This window comes from Rhizobium sp. KNZ14-9A (assembly GCF_056755015.1).
Genome location: NZ_JBPGXB010000002.1, coordinates 1,188,986 through 1,212,216 on the forward strand (window position 1 = coordinate 1,188,986; position 23,231 = coordinate 1,212,216).

The window sequence follows — 23,231 nt, forward strand, 5'->3', positions numbered from 1 at the left end:
TGGAACAATAAGGCTGCCGGATGGTTATATGAGGCTAGGCGACGGACATTCCCGTTCGTCATTCAACTCCCCGGAGCCTGCTATCTTCATTCTGGAGCGGCTGCCTCTTAAAGCAGAAAGCAGGAGGCGGTTATGTTGAAGGTCAACCCCGGGAATATGCCGACGACAAAGTGGCGCACAGGCATCACATCCAGTGCGGGATTTAAAATCTGCATTTGGATACTCATTGCGGCTGCTTTTGCGATGCTTGCATGGAGCATCATTCTCGCATGACTGCAGTGACCCCGGGTTTTCTGCCCGACTGCAAAATCCAATCAATCTTCAAGGAAGGCCATACATGTCACCTCAAGACGAGGAACGTGCTCTATTCGATCGTGTCTGGGCCAAAGGTGCTTTAGTAGCAACAACCAATCGAGACCCGGTGCTCGCCGAGATCGCCAGCAGCAAGCCGACGCTCGAACAATATCGCAAGACCTACGGCTCTCGAAAAACCGATCTCATCAGGATCATAAAACTCGGTATCTCCCAGCTCCACGCTTCCGGTGAACTGCATGAACCGTAAATTACTTCCTTTGGGTGATTACATCAGGACAAGCGCCTGGCTCCGGTAGAGCCCATGGCTGCTGCCATGCACCAGTTCGCATCCGCCGCTAAAACGGCATAATCGAAGGGCTCCCACTCAATACTCGGCAAGCCCCCCACATCGGTTTCGGTCCTTGTAATCCTACTACCGCCGCTTAGCTACTTTGGTCGCGTCGCGGTCGATTCGCAATTCATCCAAAAGGGTTAGGCAGATCCGGTCAGTCATGTTGACGGGATCCTCACGATAACCTTCCTGTCAAAGGGCGACAGGTGCAGTAACCCTGCCGGCCCAAAGCCGACGCTCTCCTCCATCAGTGGGTCAGAAGACCGTCCTCGCCAGTACCCAGGGCCACCGCTCCCGCCCAAGAATTCTTCTGTGGTTGTTCTTGCGCATTACTCGCGCCAGGCGGGCGGCGATGTTAGAGATCACCTGCTAACTGGGGTTATCTAATGAAAAAACTCATTCTCGCCGCGGCGCTTGCCGCAGCGCTCACGTCCTGCGCGAAAAGACCTGACGCCATCGTGCAGGCCGATATTCCGATGCAGGCCTACACCAATCTCAGCTGCCCGCAGATCGCCAGCGAACACAGCAAGGAGAAGGTGAAGCTCGACGGCCTATCGAAGCAGCAGATCTCGGCCGCGAATGGGGATGCCTTCGGCGTGTTCCTGGTGGGCGTGCCGATCGGCAGTGTGGCCGGTGGGGATAAGGAAGGCGAGGTTGCGGTGTCGAAGGGCAAGGTTTCGGCGATGGAGAGCGCGGCGCTGTCGAAGGGGTGCAAGTTGTAGGTGAGGGGCGCGGAGTGGGGGCGAAGCTATCGGCGAGAGCAATAGGGCGGCACCCTATCCTCCGTCATCTTCATCTCTGTGTTTGTCACAGAGATCCAGCCACCGCGCGTCGGCGCGGTGAGTGACTCATTTGCGGTGAGGGGAAAAGTCTTTCCTGTCCAAGGACTTGGGCAGACTGGATTCCTGTGACAAGCACAGGAATGAGGGATGAGACGATGCTGCTAGACCAAGGCTCAATGCCGCCAAGTTGTTTTAGATCATTACCTCGTCTTTGTCGTATAGGGAAATTCGAGTTTCTGGCTGCGGTACGCGTTTTCGCATCGGCAGATCAAACCTGACTCGCTTTCGTTCGCGCATATCCATCAGCAATTGGTTGAGGTGCGTCCGTCTGACCGCCACACTCTCCATGGCAACATTGAATATAGGGCCAGGAAGCCCGTAGGCACGTCCTCCTAGAAAGTCGACAATTATGGCCTCGGCACGGTCTCGGTTCGCCCTACATCCAACGCCTTTTTGTTCTTGCTGAATTGCTGCGATGTCAGCGGCGGAAAACAAACTTACCTGTGGGGTTTCGCCTTCGCGAAGGCTTAGCCTCATCTCCAGCTCCTGTTTTTCCACCTTTTCCTGAACATCTCGAAAAACCTCAAGCCCTTTCGGACTGTGTGTACCGAGTAATAGCCGCATCTTCACATGTTCTTTTCGAGGCACCATGATCGAGAAGTCCGGGAGATAGGTCGCGACTTTGTTTGCACGCATCGCAATCTTCAACAAATGGAGCATCTTATGTTCGTTGCTCCAGTTGGCAGGTAGCTGAGCAAATTCCTCAGCCCAATCCGCGTTAGCGAGAAATCTACCGAAGGATGCCGCTACTTCGTCATATCTTGCGTGCCGGTTTATGTGATCCGACATGAAGTTCAGCATGAATTCTCCGTTCCTATCGCGTAGGAAGCGGAAGACCTCGTCGTTACGGATGTTCCACCCGGTTGGGTCGATGAACGTGAAGGTAAAGCCGTCGGGGAGCTTAGTCGCAATCGCGTTCAAATTGTCCTCGAACGCTCCTTCAAAGACATGAATTTCGAATTTACCCTTTGAGGCCGCGTATTCACGCAGACGAGCAACCGCTTCACGGCGCTTTTCGCAGAAGCAGAATCTAATTTTTAATCCGGCAATACCGCTTCTGCCAAGGTCGGCCCGGACGGCTTCAAGTGTGTTGATTGCTTGATCAAACGAAGCGTCTGAGTACTTCGCATCGTCGGAAACTCTCCATGGACCTGCGAACGCATCCACGAAATTGAACGTTGATGAGTGGCCCTGCAGGGTCTTATAGGCGGCCACCTGCAGGTATTTTGTCAGAAATTGGTGCTTGATAAATGACTGTTCTCGGTCGCGATATTGCTCCAAATTTGGTTCCATGCTGATCCTTCATCTTCGTAGTTCAGCCATGATGTCCTTGGGGACAATCTGCCACGGAAATCCGTTCCATTCTTCACCATCAAGTAGCCGGCCACCGGATTTCGGTCGTGCACCACCCCACTGCTTGAAAAAGAATGCGACATCGAATTCTTCGCACGCAAGGCGCAGTTCGGTCGCCCATGCCGCCTCCATCGAGCGCGCTCCGGGTCCGCTTTCTCCACCGACAATCGCCCATGCAATGCCCGCCAAATCGACCTCGCCGATCGCGCCTAGAAGTGGTTCAAACGAGATAAAACGGGCATCCGAATTTATCTGTCGCAGATGATCTATTCGTCCTTTGTGGGCCGCATTCTCGACCGATACGCCAAGCCAGATGTGCGACGAAACGCGATTGCTGCCATACCGCCGTCGAATGTAATCGCGCATCAGCGACGATCGCTTGGTCAGGACTTGATAGACATGCCAATTGGCGGCCTCCATCGCATCAAAGACGGCATCGATATATGCGCGAGGAACATCCTTGTGGAAAAGATCGCTCATTGAATTGACGAAGATCATCCGCGGCTTTTTCCATAACGATGGCTGACTGAGGCGGGATGGCCAGAGGCGCAAATCAAAACCTTGCTGATATGGATGTCCGTCGAGTCCTCGCCAGCGTTCGGCAAAACGCTCTGCATAGCAGTTGTCGCAACCAGGCCCAATCTTCGTACAACCTGTTACAGGGTTCCACGTTGCGTCAGTCCACTCGATGTCAGTCTTTTGCGGCATAATATCTCCAAGCTTATTCAACCTATGGTAATGGCTGTCGTAATGGAACAGGAAAATCATCGAGACCAACTGAACAGGATGCAAGCGCAATTGATTGAGGCGCAACCTTGGATTTCTCTCGCAAGAGAAGCCCTGGAAACCAAGGATTGGTATCCACCGCCAAATGAAAAAGTAATCGTTGGCTCAGATTACTCTGGTCAGCATCAGCTCAGCCGTTATGTTACCTATGCTTTTATCATATCAAACGAGCTTAATTGGGAATGGGATAAGGTCAGATGGCATTTCCGACAGCATCATATTCCGGACAATCGCCGATTGTCCTTTAAGGGTTTTGGAAAAACCCACAACCCGTTGGCCCTTGCGTATTTCCTCGACATCACGAAGCTCATGAATGGCCGACTAGTGGTCTTCGCATTTGAAAAAGGCCTCCTGCTGCAGTTGCCGCCAATTCGGCCCGCGAACGACGCTTTTAAATTGGACGCGCGGTGGAAGCCTCTTGGCTTAGAAGAGGCAACTAGAAAGGCACTTCTTGTCGCGCTTCTAGCTGCTCAGTATGTGCCGCCAAATTACTCGATGGATTGGATTACAGACGAGGATCCTAGTTTAGGAAACGAGTTAATGTTTTCGGATGTTCAGCGAATGGCTGCCACTCTCTCCGGCGTCTTTTCGCCAGTTCAACGCAGATTCTTTGGTATGGGCACAACTGGCGAAGACTGCGAGCACATGTATCGCGAAGACTTTGTGGCGATTGCTGATTTCGCAGCGGGCATGGTTGCTGAAATATCGACGCACTTGGCTAACCGCCCTTTCGCCGCGCCACTTGCTCGCCCGATGAAGCACGCGATTTTTGAGAAACTTTCTGAGAAAACGCAGCTAATTGCTGAATGGTTTTGGCACGCGGACTCAAATTTCAGAAAAACATGCTTTTTGGTGCAGGGCACAAAGGAATTGCCGGAATTTATGGAGTTACACGTATAGCGACCGCCCTTCAAATAGGATCGTTTAGCTCGTTGGTGGTGTAGACTTGGCTGTTCTCCCCCTCACAACCGCGCCACCGCCCGCAAATGCTCCGCCGTCGTCGTCGCAAACCCAAAAAACTCCAAATAAGCCGGTATCTGCTCAAACAGCATATCCGTCCCCACCTGATACCGGCATCCTCGCTCCCGCGCCGCTGCCAGAAACGGCGTGATCTCCTCCTTCATCACCACCTCACCAACGAAGGTATCAGGCGAAAGCAGCGTCACATCCAGCGGCAGCGGGTCATCCTTGCGCATGCCGAGCGGCGTGGCGTTGATGACGATGTCGAATCCATCCGGGTCGTTTGAGCCTGTGGTGACCCTGGTTGCGGGGTAGTAGGTGTTGAGGCGGGTTGCCAGGCCTTCGAGGGCGGCCTTGTTGTCGTCGTGGAGGGCGAGGTGGCCGATGGCGGCGGAGGCGAGGGAGGCGGCGATGGCCGAGCCGACGCCGCCGGCGCCGATGAGGAGGGCTTTGGCGCCGGCGATGGTCTGGCCCTTGCGCTTGAGGCCGCGCACGAAACCTTCGCCGTCGAACATGTCGCCGATCAGCCTGCCGTCGGGGCCGAGCCTGATGGCGTTGCAGGAGCCGGCGACGCGGGCGTTGGTGGAGATTTCGTCGAGCAGATCCAGGGTCGGGATCTTGTGCGGCATGGTGATGAGGGCGCCGTGGATGTTGGACAGGCGGAAGAGCAGTTTCAGGAAGGCGGGGTAGTCTTCCGGCCGGCAGCCCATTGGCACGACGACGGCGTCGATGCCCTGTTCCTCGAAATAGGGGTTGTAGATCAGCGGCGCCTTGAAGCTTTCCGTCGGGTAGCCGAGATGGGCGATCAGCCGTGTGGTGCCGCTAATCACGGGTTTCGCCTTTTAGGAATATAGTCCTTCCTGTGCTCGCCGACGCCTTGATCGCCTCGATGACCTCAAGTGTCGCGAGCCCTTCACGACCGCTGACGAGGGGCGTGGCCGTGCCTTCGATGACATCGCAGAAATGCCGGAGCTGCAGGGTGAGCGGATCGGCCGGTGTGACGGGCAGGCGTTCCTCGGTCAGCTTCTCGCGCCAGTCGGGGCGGCCGGTATTGCTCCAGAGGGTGAGATCGGGGATCGTCAGCGCGCCCTCGGTGCCGCCTATCTGGTAGCAGAACTGGTCTTCCTGCGGAAAGCCGGGGTTTTCGCCCGAGGTGCGCTCCCAGCTCCAGGGCGAGGGCACGGCATCGGAGGCGCTGAGGGTGGCGAGCGCGCCGCTTTCGAAACGCAGGAGCACTGCGGCGGTATCTTCGACGGCATGGCCGCGCGCGGCATTGGATTCCATCGCATGCACGCTTTCGACTTCGCCGAGCAGATGGCGGAAGAGATCGACATCATGGATGAGGTTGATGAAGATCGGCCCGGCGCCCGGTTCGCGGCGCCATGTCACCTCGAAATAATCATCGGGCTTGGCGACCCAGAAGCTGCCGTGAACGGAGCGGATGCGGCCGAGGCGGCCGCTTTCGATCAGGCGCTTGGCCTGCCGGATAATGGGGTTGTGGCGGCGGTGGTGGCCGACGAGGATGGGCACGCCTGATGCTTCGGCGCGGCGCACGAGACCTGCCGCGGCCTCGGCATCATCGGCAACAGGCTTTTCGATGAGGACGGGGATGCCGGCGGCGACCACATCCAGCGCGTTTGCCACATGCAGCTGGTTGGGTGTCGCGACGATCACGCCATCGGGCCGGGTGTTTGCCAGCGCCTCGGCAAGGTTTGCAAACCAGGGCAGGCCATTGGCGCGGGCCTCGTCGCGGGCGGCGGGCGAGGGGTCGATGATGGCGGCAAGCCGGGTGCGCGGCTCGGCCAATACGCCTTCGATGTGGCGCTTGCCGATCAGCCCGGCGCCCATGACGGCTATGTCGAGGGGGCGTGTGCGCGAAAGATCCGACATTGAAACTCCTTCAGATCCTAGTTGCGCAGGATTTCGCCGAGGAATTTGCGGGTGCGCTCGTGGCGGGGATTGGTGAAGAATTCGGCCGGTGCCGCCTCCTCGACGATCGCGCCGCTTGCCATGAAGATCACCCGGTTGGCGACCTGGCGGGCAAAGCCCATTTCATGGGTCACGCAGATCATCGTCATGCCTTCCTCGGCAAGGCTGATCATCGTATCCAGCACTTCCTTGACCATCTCGGGGTCGAGCGCGGAGGTCGGTTCGTCGAAGAGCATCACCTTTGGGCGCATGCAGAGCGCACGCGCAATCGCCACGCGCTGCTGCTGGCCGCCCGAGAGCTGCACCGGATATTTATCGGCCTGTTCGGAGATCTTGACGCGGGCAAGCAGGGTGCGGGCGCGGTCCTCGGCTTCGGCCTTGGTGACGCCAAGGGCGCGCATCGGCGCCAGCATGCAGTTCTGGAGCACGGTCAGATGCGGGAAGAGGTTGAACTGCTGGAAGACCATCCCGACCTCGCGCCTGATCGCGTCGATCGCCTTGGCCTGATTGCCGAGCAATATGCCGCCGACGCGGATCTCGCCCTTCTCGTAGGTCTCCAGATGGTTGATGCAGCGGATCAGCGTCGATTTTCCGCTGCCGGAGGGGCCGCAGAGCACGATGCGCTCGCCCCGGTGCACATCGATATTGATATCGTGCAGGGCATGGAAGGCGCCGTACCATTTCTCCACGTGGCTCATGGTGATCATGGTTTCAGATGATGGGGCGGGAACGTTGGTCATGGTCTCTGGTCCGTTTCGCTAGGGCGCGGCATCAGCGCGCGTGCGCGGCGTTGAAGCGACGCTCAAGGCGCGCGCCAAAAATGGTCAGCGGGCAGCACATCAGGAAATAGAGGATGCCGACGATGCCGAAGACGGTGAGCGGCTGGAAGATCTGGTTGGAGATGATGTTGCCGGCGCGCGTCAGTTCCGTGAAGCCGACGATGGAGGCGAGCGACGTGCCCTTGATGAGCTGCACCAGGAAGCCGATCGTGGCCGGCAGGGAGATACGCAGCGCCTGCGGCAGGATGATATCCTTCATGCGCGAGACATATTTGAGGCTGAGGGCCTTTGCCGCCTCCGTCTGGCCGCGCGGCACGGCCTCGATCGCGCCGCGCCAGATCTCGCCGAGATAGGCGCTGGCATGGAGCGTGAGACCGATGGCGACCGCTTCCCAGGCATCGAGCTTGAAGCCGATGAGGGCCAGCCCGTAATAGGTGACGAAAAGCTGCATCAGGAGCGGCGTGCCCTGGAAGACAGCGATATAGGCCGAGGTCGCCCGCTCCAGAAGCGGGATGCCCGAGGTGCGCGCCAGGGCGACGGCGAGGCCGGCGATGCAGCCGCAGACGAAACCGACGGCCGAGAGTAACACGGTCCATTTCAGGCCGATCAGAAGGAAGGTGAATTCTTCGCTGCCCATGGCGCCCTCACTTGACCGGATAGGTGAAATAACGGGCCGAGAAGAGCGCGAAGAGGCGCATCATCAGCCAGGAAATGATGAGGTAGAACACCGTGACGGTGAAATAGACCTCGAAGCTGCGGAAACTGTCGGATTCGATGCGCTGGGCGACCGAGGTCAGCTCGTAGGCCGAGATGGCCGAGCAGATGCTGGTCGACAGCGTCAGAAGCACGAACTGGCTGGTCAGCGAGGGGTAGATCGCCCTCAGCGCCGGCTTCAGGATGATCAGTCGGAAGACCTGCACCTTGTGGAGGCCGAGTGCCAGACCGGCCTCCATCTGGCCGCTCGGGATGGATTGCACACCGCCCCTGATGATCTCGATCGCATAGGCGCCGCCATTGATGCCGAGCGCGATGATGGCCGTCGGTGTCGGGTCGAGGCGGATGCCGATCAGCGGCAAAGCGAAGAAGAGAAAGAAGATCTGCACCAGGAAGGGCGTGTTGCGGATGAGCTCGACAAAGCCGATCACCAGCCAGCGCAGCGCCTTGATATGGGAATCCCGCAGCGCCACGCCGCCGATGCCGATGACGATTGCCAGGGCCATGCCGCAAAGCGCCAGAAGAAAGGTGCCGAGACAGCCGAGCAGCAGGCTCGGCAAGCCATCGATGACGGGCGTGAAATCCAGTTGATAATTCATGCTGCTTTTGCCGCTCCGACCATATCCGCCATCGCCTCGATCGCCAGCTCATAACCGCGGGCGCCGAAGCCGATCATGATGGCGGTGGCGACGCGCGAGACGAGGGATTTGTGATAGATCTCCTCGCGGGCATGGACATTGGAAATATGCAGCTCGATCTTCGGCGCATCGAAGGTTTTCAAGGCATCGAGGAGCGCAATCGAGGTAAAACTGTAGCCGGCGGGATTGATGATGATGCCGCAGGCATCCTTGCGGGCCTGATGCACGCTTTCCACCAGCTCGCCCTCGAAATTGGTCTGGCGGAAGTCGATCTCGAAGCCGAGGCTTTTTGCCTTTGCGAGACACATCTGTCTGATATCGGCAAGGGTGGTCGAGCCGTAGATGGCGGGCTCGCGCTCGCCAAGCAGGTTCAGGTTCGGTCCGTTGAGCACAAAGATGGTTCTGGTCATGTCGCGCACCTCAAACGGGGCAGGGCCTTATGCCGTGGTTGGGCATGGCTGTTGCGTTGACGGGCATTGGCATGCCCGCCCTTATTGCTGTCATGAAAGAGAGCGGATCGCTCAGTTTACGGCGAAGGGGATGCCCTCAAGCTTTTCCGGGAATTCCGGAACCGGAACCTTCATCCACTTGTCGTAGATCTTCTTCAGCTCGCCATTCGCCTTGATCTTGTCGATGAACGTATTGATCGAGGCGTTGATTTCCTTTTCGCCCAGACGCGTGCAGGCGCCGTTGTAGAGCTTCTGGAATTCAAGCTTGTTTTCGAATTCGCCGGGGCGGGCCTTTTCGACGCGGTCCATGTAGAAGATGTTGCCACCGAGCGCCTGCACCTGGCCGGAAGCCAGCGCCTGCACGCTTGCTGCATCGCCATCGAAACGGCGGATCGTGGCGGTGGACGGCGCATTCTTCGTTACCTGCGTATCCTGCGCGGCACCCTTGGCGACACCGATCGTCAGGTTCGCCATATCCTCATTGGTCTTGATCGAGGTGGACTTGGCGCCGATCAGCACGATGGCATTGGCGACATAGGGCTTGGAAAACTGCACGGCCTTGGCGCGATCCGGCAGCATGGCCATGGTGGCGAAGAGCACGTCGACACGGCCGGTGGTCAGCGCCGGAATGCGGTTGTTCACTTCCAGCGGCACGAATTCGACTTCGACGCCGAGTTCCTTGGCATAGAGCGTGGCGATATCGGCATCCAGGCCATCCTGCTTGCCGGCGCTGGTCACGAAGCCCCATGGCGGATTGTCGCCCTGGATGCCGACGATCAGCTTGCCGCGGGCCTTGATTTCTTCCGGGGTGACGGCGGCGGCCGGGTTTGCAAGCCCGATGGCGGCCACGAGAGCGGCGGCACCCAGCATGGCGCCACGCCGCGTCAGCAACGATTTCAGCATTGGAATCTCCTCCTTTTTGGCGGCCGTCAAAAGCGGCCTCACAGTCATCCTCTCCCGACTGTTCACATCATGTTTGCCAGAGGGGCGCTCATAAATCAACATAGTTTTTGAAAATCATATGAGACTTTTGATTTGATCAATTGAATTGCAATCCTAACGACGTTTGCCATAATGCCATGAGGAGGGTCGCTGGTTTCCGCCATCGCGCCCGATAACGAGGAGGATTTGCGAGCCATGAAGACCTCGATTGCGACGGTGACGCTCTCAGGCGAATTGCCGGAAAAACTCGAAGCGATTGCGCGCGCCGGCTTCGACGGCGTGGAGATTTTCGAAAACGACTTCCTGGCCTTTGACGGCAGCCCCGCCGATGTCGGCCGCATGGCGCGCGACCTCGGCCTTGTCATTACGCTCTTCCAGCCCTTCCGCGATTTCGAGGGCATGCCGGAGGGGTTGCGCAGCCGCACTTTCGACCGGGCCGAACGCAAGTTCGACATCATGCAGGAACTCGGCACGGACATGGTGCTCGTCTGCTCCAATGTCTCGCAGGCAGCCCTTGGCGGTATCGATAGGGCAGCGGCCGATTTCCACGAGCTGGGAGAACGAGCGGCCAAGCGCGGGCTGAAGGTGGGTTACGAGGCACTCGCCTGGGGCCGCTATGTCAACGACCACCGCGATGCCTGGGAGATCGTGCGCCGTGCCGATCACGAGAATGTCGGGCTGATCCTCGACAGTTTCCACTCGCTGTCGCGCAAGATCGACATCACGTCCATCCGCTCGATCCCGAAGGAAAAGATCTTCATCGTGCAGCTTGCCGATGCGCCGCTGATCGATATGGACCTGCTCTACTGGTCCAGGCATTTCCGCAACATGCCGGGCGAGGGCGATCTGCCGGTGACGGAATTTACCGAGGCCGTGGCCTCCACCGGCTATGACGGCTTCTTCTCGCTGGAGATCTTCAACGACCAGTTCCGCGGCGGCTCGACGCGGGCGATCGCTGCCGATGGCCACCGTTCGCTGATCTATCTGGCCGACCAGATCCGCCGCAAGGTGGAGACGCCAGTCGGCATCGATATGCCCCCGCGCGCGGCCGTCAAAGGCGTCGGCTTCATCGAATTCGCCACCGATGATGAGGAAGCGGTGGAGCTGGTCGGCATTCTGGAAGCGCTCGGCTTCCGCAAGACCGCGGTGCATCGCTCCAAGAAGGTGACGCTCTTCCAGCAGGGCACTATCCGTATCCTCATCAATGTCGATCCCGAAGGTTTTGCCAATGCCGCCTATGCCGTGCACGGCACGTTTGCCTATGCGGTGGCGCTTGTTGTCGAGGATGCCGCGGAGGCCTATGCCCGCGCGCTGGCGCTCGATGCCGAGCCCTTCACACAGGCCGTCGTCGAGGGCGAGCTGCAGCTGCCGGCGATCCGCGGTGTGGGCGGCGGGCTGATCTATCTCATCGACGAGAAAAGCCCGCTCGGCCGCTTCTCCGAGATCGATTTCGAACCGGCGGAACAGGCGGGCGAGGCCGAAGATGCTGGCTTGCTGCAGGTCGATCACATCGCCCAGACCGTCGCCTATGACGAGATGCTGACCTGGCTGCTCTTCTACACCTCGATCTTCGAAACCCGCAAAACCCCCATGGTCGATATCATCGACCCCGCTGGCGTGGTGCGCAGCCAGGTGATCGAAAACGAGGCGGGGACACTCCGCATCACCATGAACGGTGCGGAAAACCGCCGCACGCTCGCCGGCCATTTCATCGCCGAAAAATTCGGCTCCGGCATCCAGCATCTGGCGTTTTCGACCAAGGATATCTTCGCTACCGCCGCAGCCTTACGCGCCAAAGGCTTCAAGCCACTGCCGATCTCGCCGAACTATTACGACGATGTGGAGGCCCGCTTCGGACTGGAGCCGGAGCTGACCGAACGCCTGAAGGCGGAAAACATCCTCTATGACCGCGATGGAGAGGGCGAATACTTCCAACTCTATAGCGGGACTTACGGGGAGGGCTTCTTCTTCGAGGTGGTGGAGCGCCGCGCCTATCGCGGATACGGGGCGCCGAATGCGATCTTCCGGATTGCGGCGCTGAAGAAGCAGATGCGGCCGGAGGGGATTCCGAGGGATGCGGGGTGAGGTAGGAGTTGCCGGACGACGCCATCATCTCTTTCGTCATCCTTGGGCTTGTCCCGAGGATCTGCCGTGGTCTCGACACACAGTTGGTATCGGGTAGGAGCCTGACGCGATTTCGCCATGGCTATCTGCCACCTCCCGATATCATTAGATCCTCGGGACAAGCCCGAGGATGACGTAGAGAGTGAGCCGAAACCCTTCGCACGGCCTCGCTGATCCAGCATGGCACAGGCGTGAATCCCAACCTCTGCCGTCAGCTGATCCGCCCGCTTTTTAGCACATGATCCACACCGCTCTGCACATGCCTGCGGATCACGGCCCTTGCACCTTCGACATCGCGTTTCAGCGCCAGCTCGAACAGCAGCTTGTGATCATCGACCACAGCCTGCCCGCGAAAGCTTTGCGCCAGCATATGATAGCGCAAGAACCGGTCGAAGACCGAGGACAGCGTCGCCATCAGCGTCGCGGAATTGCAGGCGGAAACGATCGCCTGATGGAATTCCCAATCATAGCGCACCCAGTCGACAGTGCGAGAGGCGTCCCCCGCCAGAAGCTTCCGCTCGGCCGCCGCCAGCTTGTGGTGGGTGGCGACGATGCGGCCTTCCCATTCCAGGTTTCCGGCGGCAAAGGAAAGACCGATCGCGTGGGTTTCGAGCACGGTCCTGAGATCGGCAAGCTCCTCCAGCTCCTTGACTGATGCCGGGCTTACCTCGAAGCCGCGCTGTCCCTCGGCAAGCACGAGATTTTCCATCGCAAGACGGCTCAGGATCTCGCGCAGCGAGGATACGCTGATCGAATAGTGTTCTTTCGCCTGTTCGAGCTTGATCTTGGCGCCGGGGGCGAGTGCCCCGGATATGATATCCTGACGGATCTGCCGGAAGACGACATCGCTGATCGTCTCGGAGGCTTCGCTCGCCATCTTCGGCATGGGTTTTTCGCTGCGCATCAGGCCGTCATCCCCTGGCCTGCGCGGGCAGGGAGGACAACAGCCCCCTGCCGAGCGCATGTTCGACGCCCGCCTGAATATGGCGCTGAAGGATTTCCTTGGCGGTCTTGCTGTCGCGCTTGAGGGCGGTCTCCAGAAGCTGCCGATGCTCCTCTTCCGCCACGCTGCCGCGATAGGAAAGCGCCACCATCTGATAGCGCAGATATTTGTCGAAGACGGCCGAATGCGTTTCCATCAAAAGCCGCGAGCCGCAGGCGGCAATCAGCGCCTGGTGAAACTCCCAGTCATAGCGCTTCCAGTCCTCGGCTTGGGCTGTATCGCCCGTCGCCATGACCTTTTCCATGCGCGCCAGCTTGTAATGGGCGGAGACCAGCTGCGCCTCCCATTCCACATCCCCCTGTTCGAAGGATTGTTCCAGCGCATGTTCCTCGAGCAGCAGCCGGAGCGCGGCGATCTCCCGGAGATCGGCGACGGAAACGCCGGCAACCTCAAACCCCCGCTGACCTTCGGCCACGACGAGGCCTTCCGAGGTCAGCCGGTTGAGGATCTCGCGCAGCGTGCTGACGCTCGTGCCATAGGCGCCTTTGAGATTTTCCAGCTTCAGCTTCTGCCCCGGCGAAAGCCGCCCGAAGATGATATCCGCGCGAATCTGCCTGTAGCCACTCTCGGCGACGGACTCCTCGATATCTTCCTGCCGCATGCTTGTCTCCGAGATTTTGCGTTTTCTCCTATATAGCTGGAGAAGTCGGGTGCATTCAATGGAAAACGGATTTTGGGTTAAGGAGCGGGTGAGGCGAATTGCTGCAGGGCGGCAATCTGCCTGGGTTCTGCGCCTTTTAGAGCGGCATTCACGTAAGGCAAGGTTTATGAGGTAATGTGTCCCGAAACATTACAAAGGCTTGACTATTATCCCAACCGGGGTTCCATTGTGCGACGCAGCATAGGAGCAACGATGGAACTTTCGTCAAAACTCGTGAAATCCGTTGCCTACGACCCGTCGACCGGGGTCCTCGACATCGAGATTCGCCTCAAGGGCCACCGCAGATATTTCAACGTGCCACTGGTCGTGTATGAAAACCTGGTCACGGCTACGTCCCCCGGCTGGTATTACACGCGCCATATCCGCGATGCCTATCCGCGCTCGGCCGAAGGTGCCGAAGGACGCGCGAAACAGGTGCTTCGCATGGTCACCGGCAAGCGCGGTCAATTGTCCTGATCGTGCCTGCAAGACATTGAGATGATGCAGGCCGGATCGTCCGGTCCGGCCTGCGGGCTCCTGTTATCAGGGGCTTGCGCGCTGCGGCGAATCCGGCGAGCATCCTGTTATGCCGACCCTCAAACAGCTCTCCATCGCCCTTGGCCTCCTGACCAGCGACCATGCCGCCGTTCCCGACGAGGACGGATGGAAGAACTATGTCTGGCGCGTTCACGCTGCGCAGGAATGCCTCTCCGTCGAGAATGGATATTGCAAACTCGTCGAGGACAAATGGGATTGGAAGCGGCCGCAATATTACAGCTTCGCCTTCCGCACCGACCCGAAGACGAACTCTGTCACCTCGCGAATCACGCTCAGGAACGAAGACCCAGATGATGACGACCAGGTCTGCGTCGTCGCAGGCTTCCTCAATGCTGCCGGCGAGGAAGTGGGCATTTTCTTCGTCAACTGGCGCGCGCTTCCCGGACGCTCCTATACGCGCGAGGCGCCGATCTGGCTGACCACCGATGTCCGTGATATCGCAACCGTGGCCGTCGGCACGAAGCAATGCGACGTGAAGGCGATGGCGGATGCAGAGAATTTTTACAGGATCCGGCTCGAGCTGAAGCAGCGCTGACGATGCAGGGCAGGTGTGCCGGATGGGGGGATGGTGTGACCTATAATTTCAGATTTTCTCTATTCGCCGCAATTCTTGCGATCGCTTCTGCAGGCCTTGCTTCTGTTGACTGGGCCACCGCGGCGGAGCTGCCGGCCTCCTGGAAAAAATCCATGACCAACGATCCGGCGACGAACCATTACGTCGCCCAGGCCATGAAGCCGCTCGACAACCCGGATGCCCAGACATTGAGGGTCGTCAAGCTCGCCAGTTCGCTCGCCACTCTGTGCAGCGGTGCATCGCTCAACAAGAAGGCGCTCTACGCCTATATGGCCGAGACCCGCTTTGCCGAGATCAAGGGCAAGGCCTATAACGAGGCGGCCTTCCTCGCAGACAGCACCTTCCGCTATTTCGATTACCGCGCGCTTGCCCATCTCTGCGCGGGAAGCGCCTATCTCTTCGGCCCGAACGGCCATCTTGCGCCGGGATTGCTCAAGCCCGGCAGGGGCAAGCCGGGGATGAGCTACGATCCCGACAATCCCTTCATTACCCTGCCGCCGCTGGCGCGCAGATCCTGAGAGACGGCGCGAGCTGAAGCAGCGCTGACAGCGGTGGGCGAGGGGTGGCCACAGTTTGGGCAATTCTATTGAAAGTCGCCGCCTGGTTGCGGGGGCGGAAGCGTATAGCCGGGATTGCCGATCCTGCCGCCTTTTTTGACACCGATCGTTCCTGTCGAACGCGGGTCCGCCGGCTCATGATGGAATGATGCGGCGATCATGAAAATCCCGAGCGCAAGCGCAATGAGCGGCGGCGCAACGAAGATGATCAAGAGGTAATGCTGTGGCTTCATCGCGTATCGTAGCAGGTGAGCTCTTCACCTGAGCAGCGCTTTCTTCGCTCGGTTGCAATCCGCAAGTTTCAGTAGACTTTCCTGCTGCCCACTCTCACTTGCCCGCTGCCGATGCTGCAAACGCAGCAGGAGACGAACCTGGATCTCTCTGCCATCTCCTACCCCGGCTTTCCATCAAAAGATATAACGACTGTCACATCCTGGTTGCAAACCGGTGGCGGGTGGCATTGCGCTAAATAATTGTTCGCAACTAACTATTATGGGCAATTTGTCAAGATCAGCGTCATGTATGACTATGTAGCCAGCCTGGCTATCGCCTAAAGCGAGCAATAGTCCTTCACATCGGGAACAATTCTATTCGGATGTCACAATGACCTGGACTTCCTATGAGTGTCATAAGGTGCGGAAGGTGAAGTACAATGAGGGCGACCGCACCCTTGAGATCCAATACGCCGATGGTGGCAGCGCCCAGGCAAGCGGCATCACGATATCCCGGTACGTACAACTGATGTCCACGCGACCCGAAGACCGGGACATCTTTTTCCAGAATATCATCGAGCCATATATCGTCGCGCGCAGGAAGCCACCCCCGTCTCGAGTCACGATCCTGAAGTTCATCGCCGCGGCGCTGTTGCTGGCCGCTTTTTTGTGGCTTCTTTTCTAGTTTGTCGACCGCATCATAATCACGGCAAAATCCGCACGCTAAACTGTGCCGCGCAAGACCGTGCTGCGGTTTTGCGATCACGACATGCGGAAAACAGAAACCTGGAGCGGTGGTCAGCGAATCCCTGATATCGCGACACGCTTTGGCAGCGAGGCTCGAAATGACGGATTTTGTGACGCGGTTGCTCCCTTGCGCGATCGCCGGACTATTGCTCTGGGCCGCGCCCCAGGCGAATGCCGCTCCAGCTTGCGATCCCGTCCAGGCTCTCGTCGCGCAAACCCCTGTCATCGAGCAGTCTCCCGTCCGGGTCATGAAGGCACAGCAGCAGCAGAAAATCTCCGGCGCGCTCGACGTGGCGCTGTTCGGGGATTCCCTGGCGGAGAACTGGGGTCCTGATCTCAAGCGTGATTTTGGCGCCTCGACCATCGGAAACTTCGGCATCTTCGGCGACCACATCCAGGAGCTCCTCTGGCGCCTCAAGGAAATGCCGCCGGCAATCCAGCCCAAAAACATCGTCCTCATCATAGGAACCAACAACCTGTGGGATGGCTCCTTTGCCCCCTGCGGTGTTTCGCAGGGTGTCGTGGCGGTCGTCGACGAGCTCAGAAGCCGCTGGAGCGACAGCCCGATCTATGTCGTGCCCATCCTTCCGCGCGGCTCGGGCTTCACCTTCCGCGCCAAGGACCGTCTCGTGGTGAATGCAGACATCGAACGGGACCTGGCTGGAAAAACCGGCGTGACGCTTGTCAAGATCGACGAGGATGAACTGACATGCGGCTTCGCCAAGCAGGGATGCGCGAATTATGCAGTTGATAAACTGCACTTGTCACCGGATGGGTACAGTATCTTGAGGTCTTCGCTGGCAGAGGCTGGGCTGCGGTAGGCAAGCGGCAGGACTTGCCGCGGGTTTAAGCTGGTACAGTGGTGGTGATGATCGGAATTTGCGTCTTCCGGGCGCAACATTGCTGTATTTCTGCGCTGGAGGAAGCTGGGCGCACTCAATTTTGATGGGCGAGAGGACGCCTATAGTATCTATATATTTATATGATCTAAAATATTGCTGCGATGCAACAGTATTGGGTATTTGTTAACCAATGCTTTGACTTCTGGTTGTGGCTATGGAAGAAATCCCGCGTGCGCAGATTTTTTGTGGGGTTTTATGGGAACGCTTGTAATTAGCTACACCAATGATGGCGCTTATTTGGGCCAGTTCATCAACGGAACAACATTTACCGGGGGATCAACAAATACATCCTCCCTGTCGATCGGTTCTTTCGACACGTCGCTAGGCGTTACTCTCGGATCGGGGCCGTCGTTTGATCCATATTTATCCGGCGATGCCACAATGTGGACCGCCTATTCCTCCGGCGTGACTTCCAATTCACCGCTAAACGCGAATGTGACCGCCCAGTCTGTCAAAGTGTATGGAGGCAATGGCGATGATCACGTTGAGGTAACCGGTTCAATATTCGCCAACATCGTGACGGGTGCAGGCAATGATTACATTTCCGTCAGCGGCTCCTTTGGAAGCGCCTTCTTAAATGGCGGCGCTGGCGCCGACATAATGATTGGCGGAACGGAGATGGATAACTATTCAGTCGATGATGTTGGCGATCAGGTGATCGAACTCGGTGGCCAATTTGGTTTTGGCGATACCGTTAGCACAACACTCCTGACCTACACTCTCGGGGCGAACATTGAGAACCTCGACCTGCGGAGGGGGAACTCATCGGGTTATGGCAACGAACTCGACAACCGCATCATTGGAAGCGATGGTAATAATATTCTCAACGGCTTCGCGGGCAACAACGTGCTTGAGGGCAGAGAAGGCAACGACAAGTTCCTCGTCACAAGCGACCAATCGCGCAACGCAATCTTCGGCGGCACGGGCGACGATACGTTGGTGTATAAGCAAGGCTTGGGCGGAGGAGAACTTCCCTGGGCAATCGACCACGGCCAATCGGCATTTTTCGATGGTGAGGACGGTACTGACAACGCTGCACTCGACTTCTCTCTCGCTCAGTCCGTTACTGCAACGGTGAACGGCAACGCGGTCGTCTACGATATCCTCGGCGCTGACGGCTACCACTCGACCGTTAGGCTGATCTCGGTGGAGCGCGTGAACATCATCGGCTCGGCCGCTGCCGACACGTTCTACGGCACGTCGGGCAATGACTGGATCGATGCCGGCGGCGGTGCCGACACGGTCCACGGTTCGGTAGGCGATGACGGTTATGTCTTCGACAATGCCGGCGACCGCGTCGTCAACGAAGCGGCAGGCGGCGGCACGGATACGATCTGGGCCTCGGTCAGCGTCAATCTCAACGACAACGCCTTCGTCGAAAACCTCCGGCTGTCCGGCACTGCCATCAACGGCATCGGCAACGGTCTTGCCAACATGATCACCGGCAATGCTGGCAACAACGTCATCGCCGGCGGCTCAGGCAATGACAGCCTCTATGGCAAGGGCGGGGCGGATACGTTCCATTTCAATGAGATGGGTGCCGCCAACAAGGACTCGATCTGGGATTTCGATGCCAACGACAAGATCTCGCTCGGCGCTGCCTTCACAGGCCTCGATCTCGACAATAACGGCGTGGTGGATGCCGCGTCCTTTGAGATCGTCAGCAAGTGGGGTGCAGCCGGGACGAAGGCCGGCCCGGAGCTGATCTACAATGCCGCTTCCGGCATTCTCTCCTACGATGCCGATGGCGCCGGCACGGCCCATGCCGCGCAGGACATCGCCTTCATCGGTGCGAACAAGGCCTTCTTCGACCATAGCGATATCCTGATCAACAGCTCTCTGCTGGTCTGAAGACCGCAGTTACCGCCTCTGGAACGGCCGGCTTTCGCCGGCCGTTTTTCGTCATTCAGCCATGCGGCCAACGGTAATTTCCAAACCGCAGCGTGCAGCGGCATGACTTTTGCAAGGTTACCGATATGTTAGTTCGTCGGGAACCAAGCGTAATGAAATGGGACACTTCTGCATCATTCGATCCGGTCATCCTTGTCTTCAAGGACGAGAACAGACGTTTGATTGTCCGGACGGTCGGGGAAGCTGCCAACGCGCTGATGAGGGAATGGCCATCCGACGATGGCGAGGAGTTCCTGTCTGCCGTGAAAGCCTGCCTGGACGTGATGACCGGTAAAGCCGGAGCCGACGAGCTCAGAGCGGCCATCATCCGGGCCGCAGACGAAGCTGGTGTTACAGCGCTTACCGTTCTTCATTGACCTCAAGGAACGCTCCGACGATTGACGAGCAGCGGCGATGAGGGTAGTGACCCGCCGCCATGCTCAGCACTGACGAGGTGGTGATGGGGAGGCCTGGTCAGCACGAGGGGCCGGGCCTCTGCCTGCCCGCAGATTCTGGCGAAACGCGCTTGAAAATCCGCCATCCGAAATTATCTCGAATCCCGATTTCCAATGATGGAGGGATCGAATGATTGAACGTCACATAAGCGGGCGCGATCAACCGATGACGTCGGAAGACCTCGCCATTTGCCAGCGCGTGCTGGATGCCGTGCAGGCGGAATTTCAGCTTGCCAGGGATGACGAGGAGACGGCGCGCATCGCCGCAATTACCATCGAACTGTTCCGCGAGGGCGTGCACAATTTCGACCAGTTGAAGGTTTTGGTCTCTGCTGCCAGAGGTAAAATCTGATCGGAACTTTTAGATATCGGGCCAGTTAAGGTCGCATGGACCACACGGGCGGATGCATGTCCCCTTGACCCTTCAATCACCCCGCCGCGCGGTCTGACCTTTCCTCAGAAAAACTTGCCCGCTTCGGCGGGCCTCTTTTTGCGATTTCGCCGTCGCCGCTTTTATTTGTCAGAGGGACGCCGTTTTCAAAGAAGGTCCGCTTCAACTCACAAGGGCGTCGAAATCAGAGCAAAGGTATCGTTACAGAGAGAACAGCAACGAGCGATGCAACGAGAACGGATGTCTCGATCATGAATACGACTATCTGCCTTGTAGACATTTCTGGAAAAAGCGATTTCATGATTTTGCCTCAGTTAAAATATTATTCTATCATCGGCTACAGTATCATCAAATTACACGAATAGTTTTTTATTTTCGTATTTTCTAAAGTTTTCGCGTCTCGCGGTTCGCCACGTCGAATCTCGCTCGCACTATCGGTTCGGATGTGCGGTCGTGCAGGAGGGTCGGGCGCGGCGTGTGGGACTTTAGTCCGATTGAAGACCGCGATCTGCCCGCTAATTTCTGTTCGGCTGATGCCTCCAGAGTCAGCACGAAAAGGGTGTCTCTTTCCTGACCCCGAGCACCCTTTTCAACTCTTTCTCCTGGGAAGTTCGCCAACACCCTTTGGCGGGCTTCGTTTTGGGGTGGCGGGTCAGGCCGCCAGTTCCGAGACAGCTCTCGGACTGCCGATCTTGCGGATGATCGGCGCCCCGATTTTAGCGACCCCGGTGCCAACCGTATTGCAGCGGTGTCTTGGGATCAGCAGGTTGCCGAGGCGGATGTTCGTCATCGTCAGCCTAGGCGGAGGCCAGAGTTTCGAACCGCGGATGAGCGAGCGATTGCGCCCGCCGACGTATATGACGGAGTCGGCAAGGACATAGCTTGCTTCGGCGTCAAGTCGGCGGGTGCGTCGAGCATGGTCGCTTCATCGCGAGGCGCCGGGAGGCAGACCTGAATATGCCAACCGGAGGAGGTAACCGATTGCAAGAGCAATCAGCGGCGGTCCCAATACGATAAACGCGGCCAGCTTCGTCAAGGTATAGCGATCTGTTGTCTTGGCCCAGCCCAAAGACCAATATCGAGCGGCTGAGATCTCGTTGAACGACGCATTCTTATATTCTGGCCATAGTGCTTTGAATTGCTCTTCGCCGTACCAGCACGTTAGGTCGTACCCTTCATAGGGGTCGCGATTCCATGGCTCCGCCGGGTCGCGCATTTCGTAATCGACGGCAAACGTGCCACGGGCCTCGATGCAGCGCACCGGCAACTTGGTCAAGGCGTATTCTTCTACCTTAGTCTCGCCCGCCCACCACAAATCATTGGTGACGAGCGGCCAGCAGACTGATGAAAGAGTGACGATCCAGGCGAGCGTAAAGTACTGCCATAGCTGGATGAACCGACGCCAGATATTCACTGTGCTCTCTTCGACGAGATATTCGCTCTTGCGTATTGACCCCTTTGAGACTCCCTGATGGCGTCGATATTGAGGTTCTTTCTTGCGAGGGAACATAGTTGCACGACAGGGATGCTCTCGGGCTTGACGATCATGTGTATCTCGGCGTCGCTCACTCCCAAATCGTTGGTCACCACGTCATACATGGTCGGTATGTCCATCCTTGCAATCGGGGCGTGATTTTTCCCATCCTCATAGGCCAGCCGCTGGGCCTCGAGATAACGCGGATAGATTTGCGTCTCTTCGAGAATTGACAGGGTTTTCAGAGACAATTGTTGGCGGAGGAGTTCAAGGCATCCTTGCGGATAGTTTTTGCTGAGGAAATCAATGATTTCATTCGTCTTTCTTACCACCTCGATCGCCGCGGCGTCGCCAGCGCGTGAGAATGCACGATCGCGATATTTCCAGACAACCGCGACCATTTCTCTTTGAGCAGCATCTGCGTTTCCGGCCTGAAACATCCTGTCTATCTTGCGCGCTTCAGGCATATGATCCTTGAGGATTGCATATGCCACTGGGTTGCGAGCTCTAATTTCGTCGATCCATAGATTGACGGTGTGGGCCTCACGATATTGTGCGTTTGCGCCTGACGCCAATAAAGCTAGCGAAACCAATAGAAACAATAGCTTTTTCATGTAATCCCCCAATGCTTCCTGCAGCTTAACGAGAAGATCAGGGAATAAAAGATCCGCTGCCAGCAAAAGCTTCAGACGACGCTGGCGTTACAGCGCTTGCGGTTCTTCATTGGCCTGAAGGAACACTCCGGCGATCGACGATCGGCGGTGATGAGGGTAGTGGACCCGCCGCCTTGCGGGATTTAACCTTACCGGTTGACCTTGATCTGATTTTCTCTCGGGCTTGTTGCATTGCGCGATTTACGTGCAATTTCCAGCCTGATACCGCTCCCTTCGGGTTGAGCTTCCGGGGTCGGGTGGAATGGGCATCGAGCAGCTGTTTGAAGAAACGCAGCAGGTTTACGACATAGACGAGTTGATACAGACCGTCGCTGTGAACAAAGGCAACGTTTCCGGTATCGTCAGCTCAAAGGACAGGGTCGTCAAAGAAGCGATTTCGCCTCGGGGCGTAGACGCCCGGGAAGGCGATGGTTGGTCCATGAGAGATGAGATCCATCCGACACCACGTTCCCGCCTGAAGGCGGGCCTGCAGCCGAGCATTCGCCGGCCCTCTGCCGCACCCGTTGCATTGCGCGTGGCAACGGCTTTCATTGCGAGGCTCTTCGGCAAGAAGGTCCTCGCTAGCAGATGAGGGTAGCGGATGCTGCAACCGATCGCGTGATGTCGGTGGAACGGGTGTTTCTGGCCTTAGCTACTCGCCGCTTGAGCGATGCGCTGGCCGGAGGCATCGAATTAGTCGGCGTCGGACTTTGGTCCGATTGCAGACTGCGGTCTGTCCGCTAATTTCTTTCCTGCTGGCGCCTTCAGAGTCGGCAAGAAAAGGGTGTCTTTCCCTGACCGGGAGGCACCCTTTTCCACGCGGGGTCGCCACATCAGACCTTGGTCCCTGTTTTCCGTAGTAACTGCTGTCATATTTCACTCCCACCTAGGGGGAGAATGAATGAGCCATGTTCTGGTGGATCTTGTACGCCTACTTGTCCTTGCAGGCCTTCATTTTAGCAGGGATATTGCTCTTGTTGCTGAGGGACAAACTGAAGGCATCCAGGACACCC

Annotated in this window: 28 protein-coding genes; 14 read left to right on the forward strand and 14 right to left on the reverse strand. The window is 57.9% G+C overall.

Annotated elements, in window-relative coordinates:
• Positions 1 to 132: 132 nt before the first annotated feature.
• The 3 genes from ACR9ZQ_RS12135 to ACR9ZQ_RS12145 all read left to right on the forward strand — a co-directional run bounded on the left by ACR9ZQ_RS12135 (position 133) and on the right by ACR9ZQ_RS12145 (position 1,368).
• The gene (locus tag ACR9ZQ_RS12135) at positions 133 to 273 is read left to right on the forward strand and encodes a hypothetical protein (RefSeq protein ID WP_442205433.1); all 141 of its coding nucleotides are present in this window, start codon (positions 133 to 135) and stop codon (positions 271 to 273) included.
• Between the two features lie 64 nt (positions 274 to 337).
• Positions 338 to 562, forward strand: coding sequence for a hypothetical protein (locus ACR9ZQ_RS12140; protein ID WP_310386432.1), 225 nt, complete (start codon positions 338 to 340; stop codon positions 560 to 562).
• Between the two features lie 470 nt (positions 563 to 1,032).
• A complete protein-coding gene (locus ACR9ZQ_RS12145) occupies positions 1,033 to 1,368 on the forward strand; it encodes a hypothetical protein (RefSeq protein ID WP_007823108.1) in 336 nt (111 codons plus the stop codon).
• A 252-nt stretch (positions 1,369 to 1,620) separates the two neighbouring features.
• Here ACR9ZQ_RS12145 and tcmP read toward each other — a convergent pair whose 3' ends face one another.
• Together tcmP and ACR9ZQ_RS12155 are read right to left on the reverse strand one after the other, a co-directional pair.
• Positions 1,621 to 2,781, reverse strand: coding sequence for a three-Cys-motif partner protein TcmP (gene tcmP / locus ACR9ZQ_RS12150; RefSeq protein ID WP_481427903.1), 1,161 nt, complete (start codon positions 2,779 to 2,781; stop codon positions 1,621 to 1,623).
• Between the two features lie 9 nt (positions 2,782 to 2,790).
• The gene (locus tag ACR9ZQ_RS12155; RefSeq protein ID WP_481427904.1) at positions 2,791 to 3,549 is read right to left on the reverse strand and encodes a DUF5131 family protein; all 759 of its coding nucleotides are present in this window, start codon (positions 3,547 to 3,549) and stop codon (positions 2,791 to 2,793) included.
• A gap of 42 nt (positions 3,550 to 3,591) precedes the next feature.
• On the opposite strand from ACR9ZQ_RS12155, the gene ACR9ZQ_RS12160 reads away from it, so the two are divergent.
• On the forward strand, positions 3,592 to 4,527 hold the full coding sequence (locus tag ACR9ZQ_RS12160) for a hypothetical protein (RefSeq protein ID WP_481427905.1): 936 nt from the start codon (positions 3,592 to 3,594) through the stop codon (positions 4,525 to 4,527).
• Positions 4,528 to 4,589: 62 nt separating this feature from the next.
• Here the strand turns inward: ACR9ZQ_RS12160 and ACR9ZQ_RS12165 are convergent, their stop codons facing one another.
• From ACR9ZQ_RS12165 to ACR9ZQ_RS12195, 7 genes are all read right to left on the reverse strand, one after another.
• A complete protein-coding gene (locus tag ACR9ZQ_RS12165) occupies positions 4,590 to 5,417 on the reverse strand; it encodes a shikimate dehydrogenase family protein (RefSeq protein ID WP_481427906.1) in 828 nt (275 codons plus the stop codon).
• The gene (locus ACR9ZQ_RS12170; RefSeq protein ID WP_481427907.1) at positions 5,410 to 6,477 is read right to left on the reverse strand and encodes a Gfo/Idh/MocA family protein; all 1,068 of its coding nucleotides are present in this window, start codon (positions 6,475 to 6,477) and stop codon (positions 5,410 to 5,412) included. The genes ACR9ZQ_RS12165 and ACR9ZQ_RS12170 overlap by 8 nt, the downstream gene beginning before the upstream one ends.
• 17 nt (positions 6,478 to 6,494) lie before the next feature.
• Positions 6,495 to 7,223, reverse strand: coding sequence for an amino acid ABC transporter ATP-binding protein (locus ACR9ZQ_RS12175; protein ID WP_481429301.1), 729 nt, complete (start codon positions 7,221 to 7,223; stop codon positions 6,495 to 6,497).
• A gap of 64 nt (positions 7,224 to 7,287) precedes the next feature.
• Complete coding sequence (locus ACR9ZQ_RS12180) at positions 7,288 to 7,932, reverse strand: amino acid ABC transporter permease (protein WP_481427908.1); 645 nt, start codon at positions 7,930 to 7,932, stop codon at positions 7,288 to 7,290.
• A 7-nt stretch (positions 7,933 to 7,939) separates the two neighbouring features.
• Positions 7,940 to 8,608, reverse strand: a complete 669-nt coding sequence (locus tag ACR9ZQ_RS12185; protein WP_310386416.1) for an amino acid ABC transporter permease — start codon at positions 8,606 to 8,608, stop codon at positions 7,940 to 7,942.
• The gene (gene aroQ / locus ACR9ZQ_RS12190) at positions 8,605 to 9,057 is read right to left on the reverse strand and encodes a type II 3-dehydroquinate dehydratase (RefSeq protein WP_439015568.1); all 453 of its coding nucleotides are present in this window, start codon (positions 9,055 to 9,057) and stop codon (positions 8,605 to 8,607) included. Before aroQ ends, ACR9ZQ_RS12185 begins: the two co-directional genes overlap by 4 nt.
• Before the next feature lie 111 nt (positions 9,058 to 9,168).
• Positions 9,169 to 9,999 (reverse strand): transporter substrate-binding domain-containing protein, encoded by an 831-nt coding sequence (locus tag ACR9ZQ_RS12195; RefSeq protein WP_113324685.1) that lies wholly within the window; start codon positions 9,997 to 9,999, stop codon positions 9,169 to 9,171.
• A gap of 234 nt (positions 10,000 to 10,233) precedes the next feature.
• Here ACR9ZQ_RS12195 and ACR9ZQ_RS12200 point away from each other — a divergent pair, with 234 nt between their 5' ends.
• Positions 10,234 to 12,123, forward strand: coding sequence for a bifunctional sugar phosphate isomerase/epimerase/4-hydroxyphenylpyruvate dioxygenase family protein (locus ACR9ZQ_RS12200; protein ID WP_481427909.1), 1,890 nt, complete (start codon positions 10,234 to 10,236; stop codon positions 12,121 to 12,123).
• A 250-nt stretch (positions 12,124 to 12,373) separates the two neighbouring features.
• Here ACR9ZQ_RS12200 and ACR9ZQ_RS12205 read toward each other — a convergent pair whose 3' ends face one another.
• Positions 12,374 to 13,066 (reverse strand): GntR family transcriptional regulator, encoded by a 693-nt coding sequence (locus ACR9ZQ_RS12205; RefSeq protein ID WP_481427910.1) that lies wholly within the window; start codon positions 13,064 to 13,066, stop codon positions 12,374 to 12,376.
• A 7-nt stretch (positions 13,067 to 13,073) separates the two neighbouring features.
• A complete protein-coding gene (locus ACR9ZQ_RS12210) occupies positions 13,074 to 13,766 on the reverse strand; it encodes a GntR family transcriptional regulator (RefSeq protein WP_113324683.1) in 693 nt (230 codons plus the stop codon).
• 252 nt (positions 13,767 to 14,018) lie between these two features.
• Between ACR9ZQ_RS12210 and ACR9ZQ_RS12215 the strand changes: the two genes are divergently transcribed.
• The 3 genes from ACR9ZQ_RS12215 to ACR9ZQ_RS12225 all read left to right on the forward strand — a co-directional run bounded on the left by ACR9ZQ_RS12215 (position 14,019) and on the right by ACR9ZQ_RS12225 (position 15,455).
• Complete coding sequence (locus ACR9ZQ_RS12215; RefSeq protein ID WP_113324682.1) at positions 14,019 to 14,282, forward strand: KTSC domain-containing protein; 264 nt, start codon at positions 14,019 to 14,021, stop codon at positions 14,280 to 14,282.
• Positions 14,283 to 14,391: 109 nt separating this feature from the next.
• On the forward strand, positions 14,392 to 14,898 hold the full coding sequence (locus ACR9ZQ_RS12220) for a hypothetical protein (protein WP_481427911.1): 507 nt from the start codon (positions 14,392 to 14,394) through the stop codon (positions 14,896 to 14,898).
• Between the two features lie 152 nt (positions 14,899 to 15,050).
• Positions 15,051 to 15,455, forward strand: coding sequence for a hypothetical protein (locus ACR9ZQ_RS12225; RefSeq protein WP_442205445.1), 405 nt, complete (start codon positions 15,051 to 15,053; stop codon positions 15,453 to 15,455).
• A gap of 65 nt (positions 15,456 to 15,520) precedes the next feature.
• On the opposite strand, the gene ACR9ZQ_RS12230 is transcribed toward ACR9ZQ_RS12225, so the two are convergent.
• A complete protein-coding gene (locus tag ACR9ZQ_RS12230) occupies positions 15,521 to 15,727 on the reverse strand; it encodes a hypothetical protein (RefSeq protein WP_113324679.1) in 207 nt (68 codons plus the stop codon).
• Between the two features lie 370 nt (positions 15,728 to 16,097).
• On the opposite strand from ACR9ZQ_RS12230, the gene ACR9ZQ_RS12235 reads away from it, so the two are divergent.
• The 5 genes from ACR9ZQ_RS12235 to ACR9ZQ_RS12255 all read left to right on the forward strand — a co-directional run bounded on the left by ACR9ZQ_RS12235 (position 16,098) and on the right by ACR9ZQ_RS12255 (position 20,052).
• Positions 16,098 to 16,391 (forward strand): hypothetical protein, encoded by a 294-nt coding sequence (locus ACR9ZQ_RS12235; protein ID WP_481427912.1) that lies wholly within the window; start codon positions 16,098 to 16,100, stop codon positions 16,389 to 16,391.
• A 160-nt stretch (positions 16,392 to 16,551) separates the two neighbouring features.
• Positions 16,552 to 17,274, forward strand: coding sequence for an SGNH/GDSL hydrolase family protein (locus ACR9ZQ_RS12240; protein ID WP_481427913.1), 723 nt, complete (start codon positions 16,552 to 16,554; stop codon positions 17,272 to 17,274).
• Positions 17,275 to 17,973: 699 nt separating this feature from the next.
• A complete protein-coding gene (locus tag ACR9ZQ_RS12245; RefSeq protein WP_481427914.1) occupies positions 17,974 to 19,206 on the forward strand; it encodes a calcium-binding protein in 1,233 nt (410 codons plus the stop codon).
• Positions 19,207 to 19,358: 152 nt separating this feature from the next.
• Positions 19,359 to 19,622: a DUF982 domain-containing protein gene (locus ACR9ZQ_RS12250; protein ID WP_037107432.1), complete on the forward strand. Its 264-nt coding sequence runs from the start codon at positions 19,359 to 19,361 to the stop codon at positions 19,620 to 19,622.
• Positions 19,623 to 19,830: 208 nt separating this feature from the next.
• Complete coding sequence (locus ACR9ZQ_RS12255) at positions 19,831 to 20,052, forward strand: hypothetical protein (RefSeq protein ID WP_113324675.1); 222 nt, start codon at positions 19,831 to 19,833, stop codon at positions 20,050 to 20,052.
• Positions 20,053 to 21,016: 964 nt separating this feature from the next.
• On the opposite strand, the gene ACR9ZQ_RS12260 is transcribed toward ACR9ZQ_RS12255, so the two are convergent.
• Both ACR9ZQ_RS12260 and ACR9ZQ_RS12265 read right to left on the reverse strand, forming a co-directional pair.
• Positions 21,017 to 21,505, reverse strand: coding sequence for a hypothetical protein (locus ACR9ZQ_RS12260; protein WP_481427915.1), 489 nt, complete (start codon positions 21,503 to 21,505; stop codon positions 21,017 to 21,019).
• Complete coding sequence (locus ACR9ZQ_RS12265) at positions 21,502 to 22,179, reverse strand: hypothetical protein (protein WP_481427916.1); 678 nt, start codon at positions 22,177 to 22,179, stop codon at positions 21,502 to 21,504. Before ACR9ZQ_RS12265 ends, ACR9ZQ_RS12260 begins: the two co-directional genes overlap by 4 nt.
• A 301-nt stretch (positions 22,180 to 22,480) precedes the next feature.
• Here ACR9ZQ_RS12265 and ACR9ZQ_RS12270 point away from each other — a divergent pair, with 301 nt between their 5' ends.
• Positions 22,481 to 22,810, forward strand: a complete 330-nt coding sequence (locus ACR9ZQ_RS12270; protein ID WP_481427917.1) for a hypothetical protein — start codon at positions 22,481 to 22,483, stop codon at positions 22,808 to 22,810.
• Positions 22,811 to 23,231: the final 421 nt, after the last annotated feature.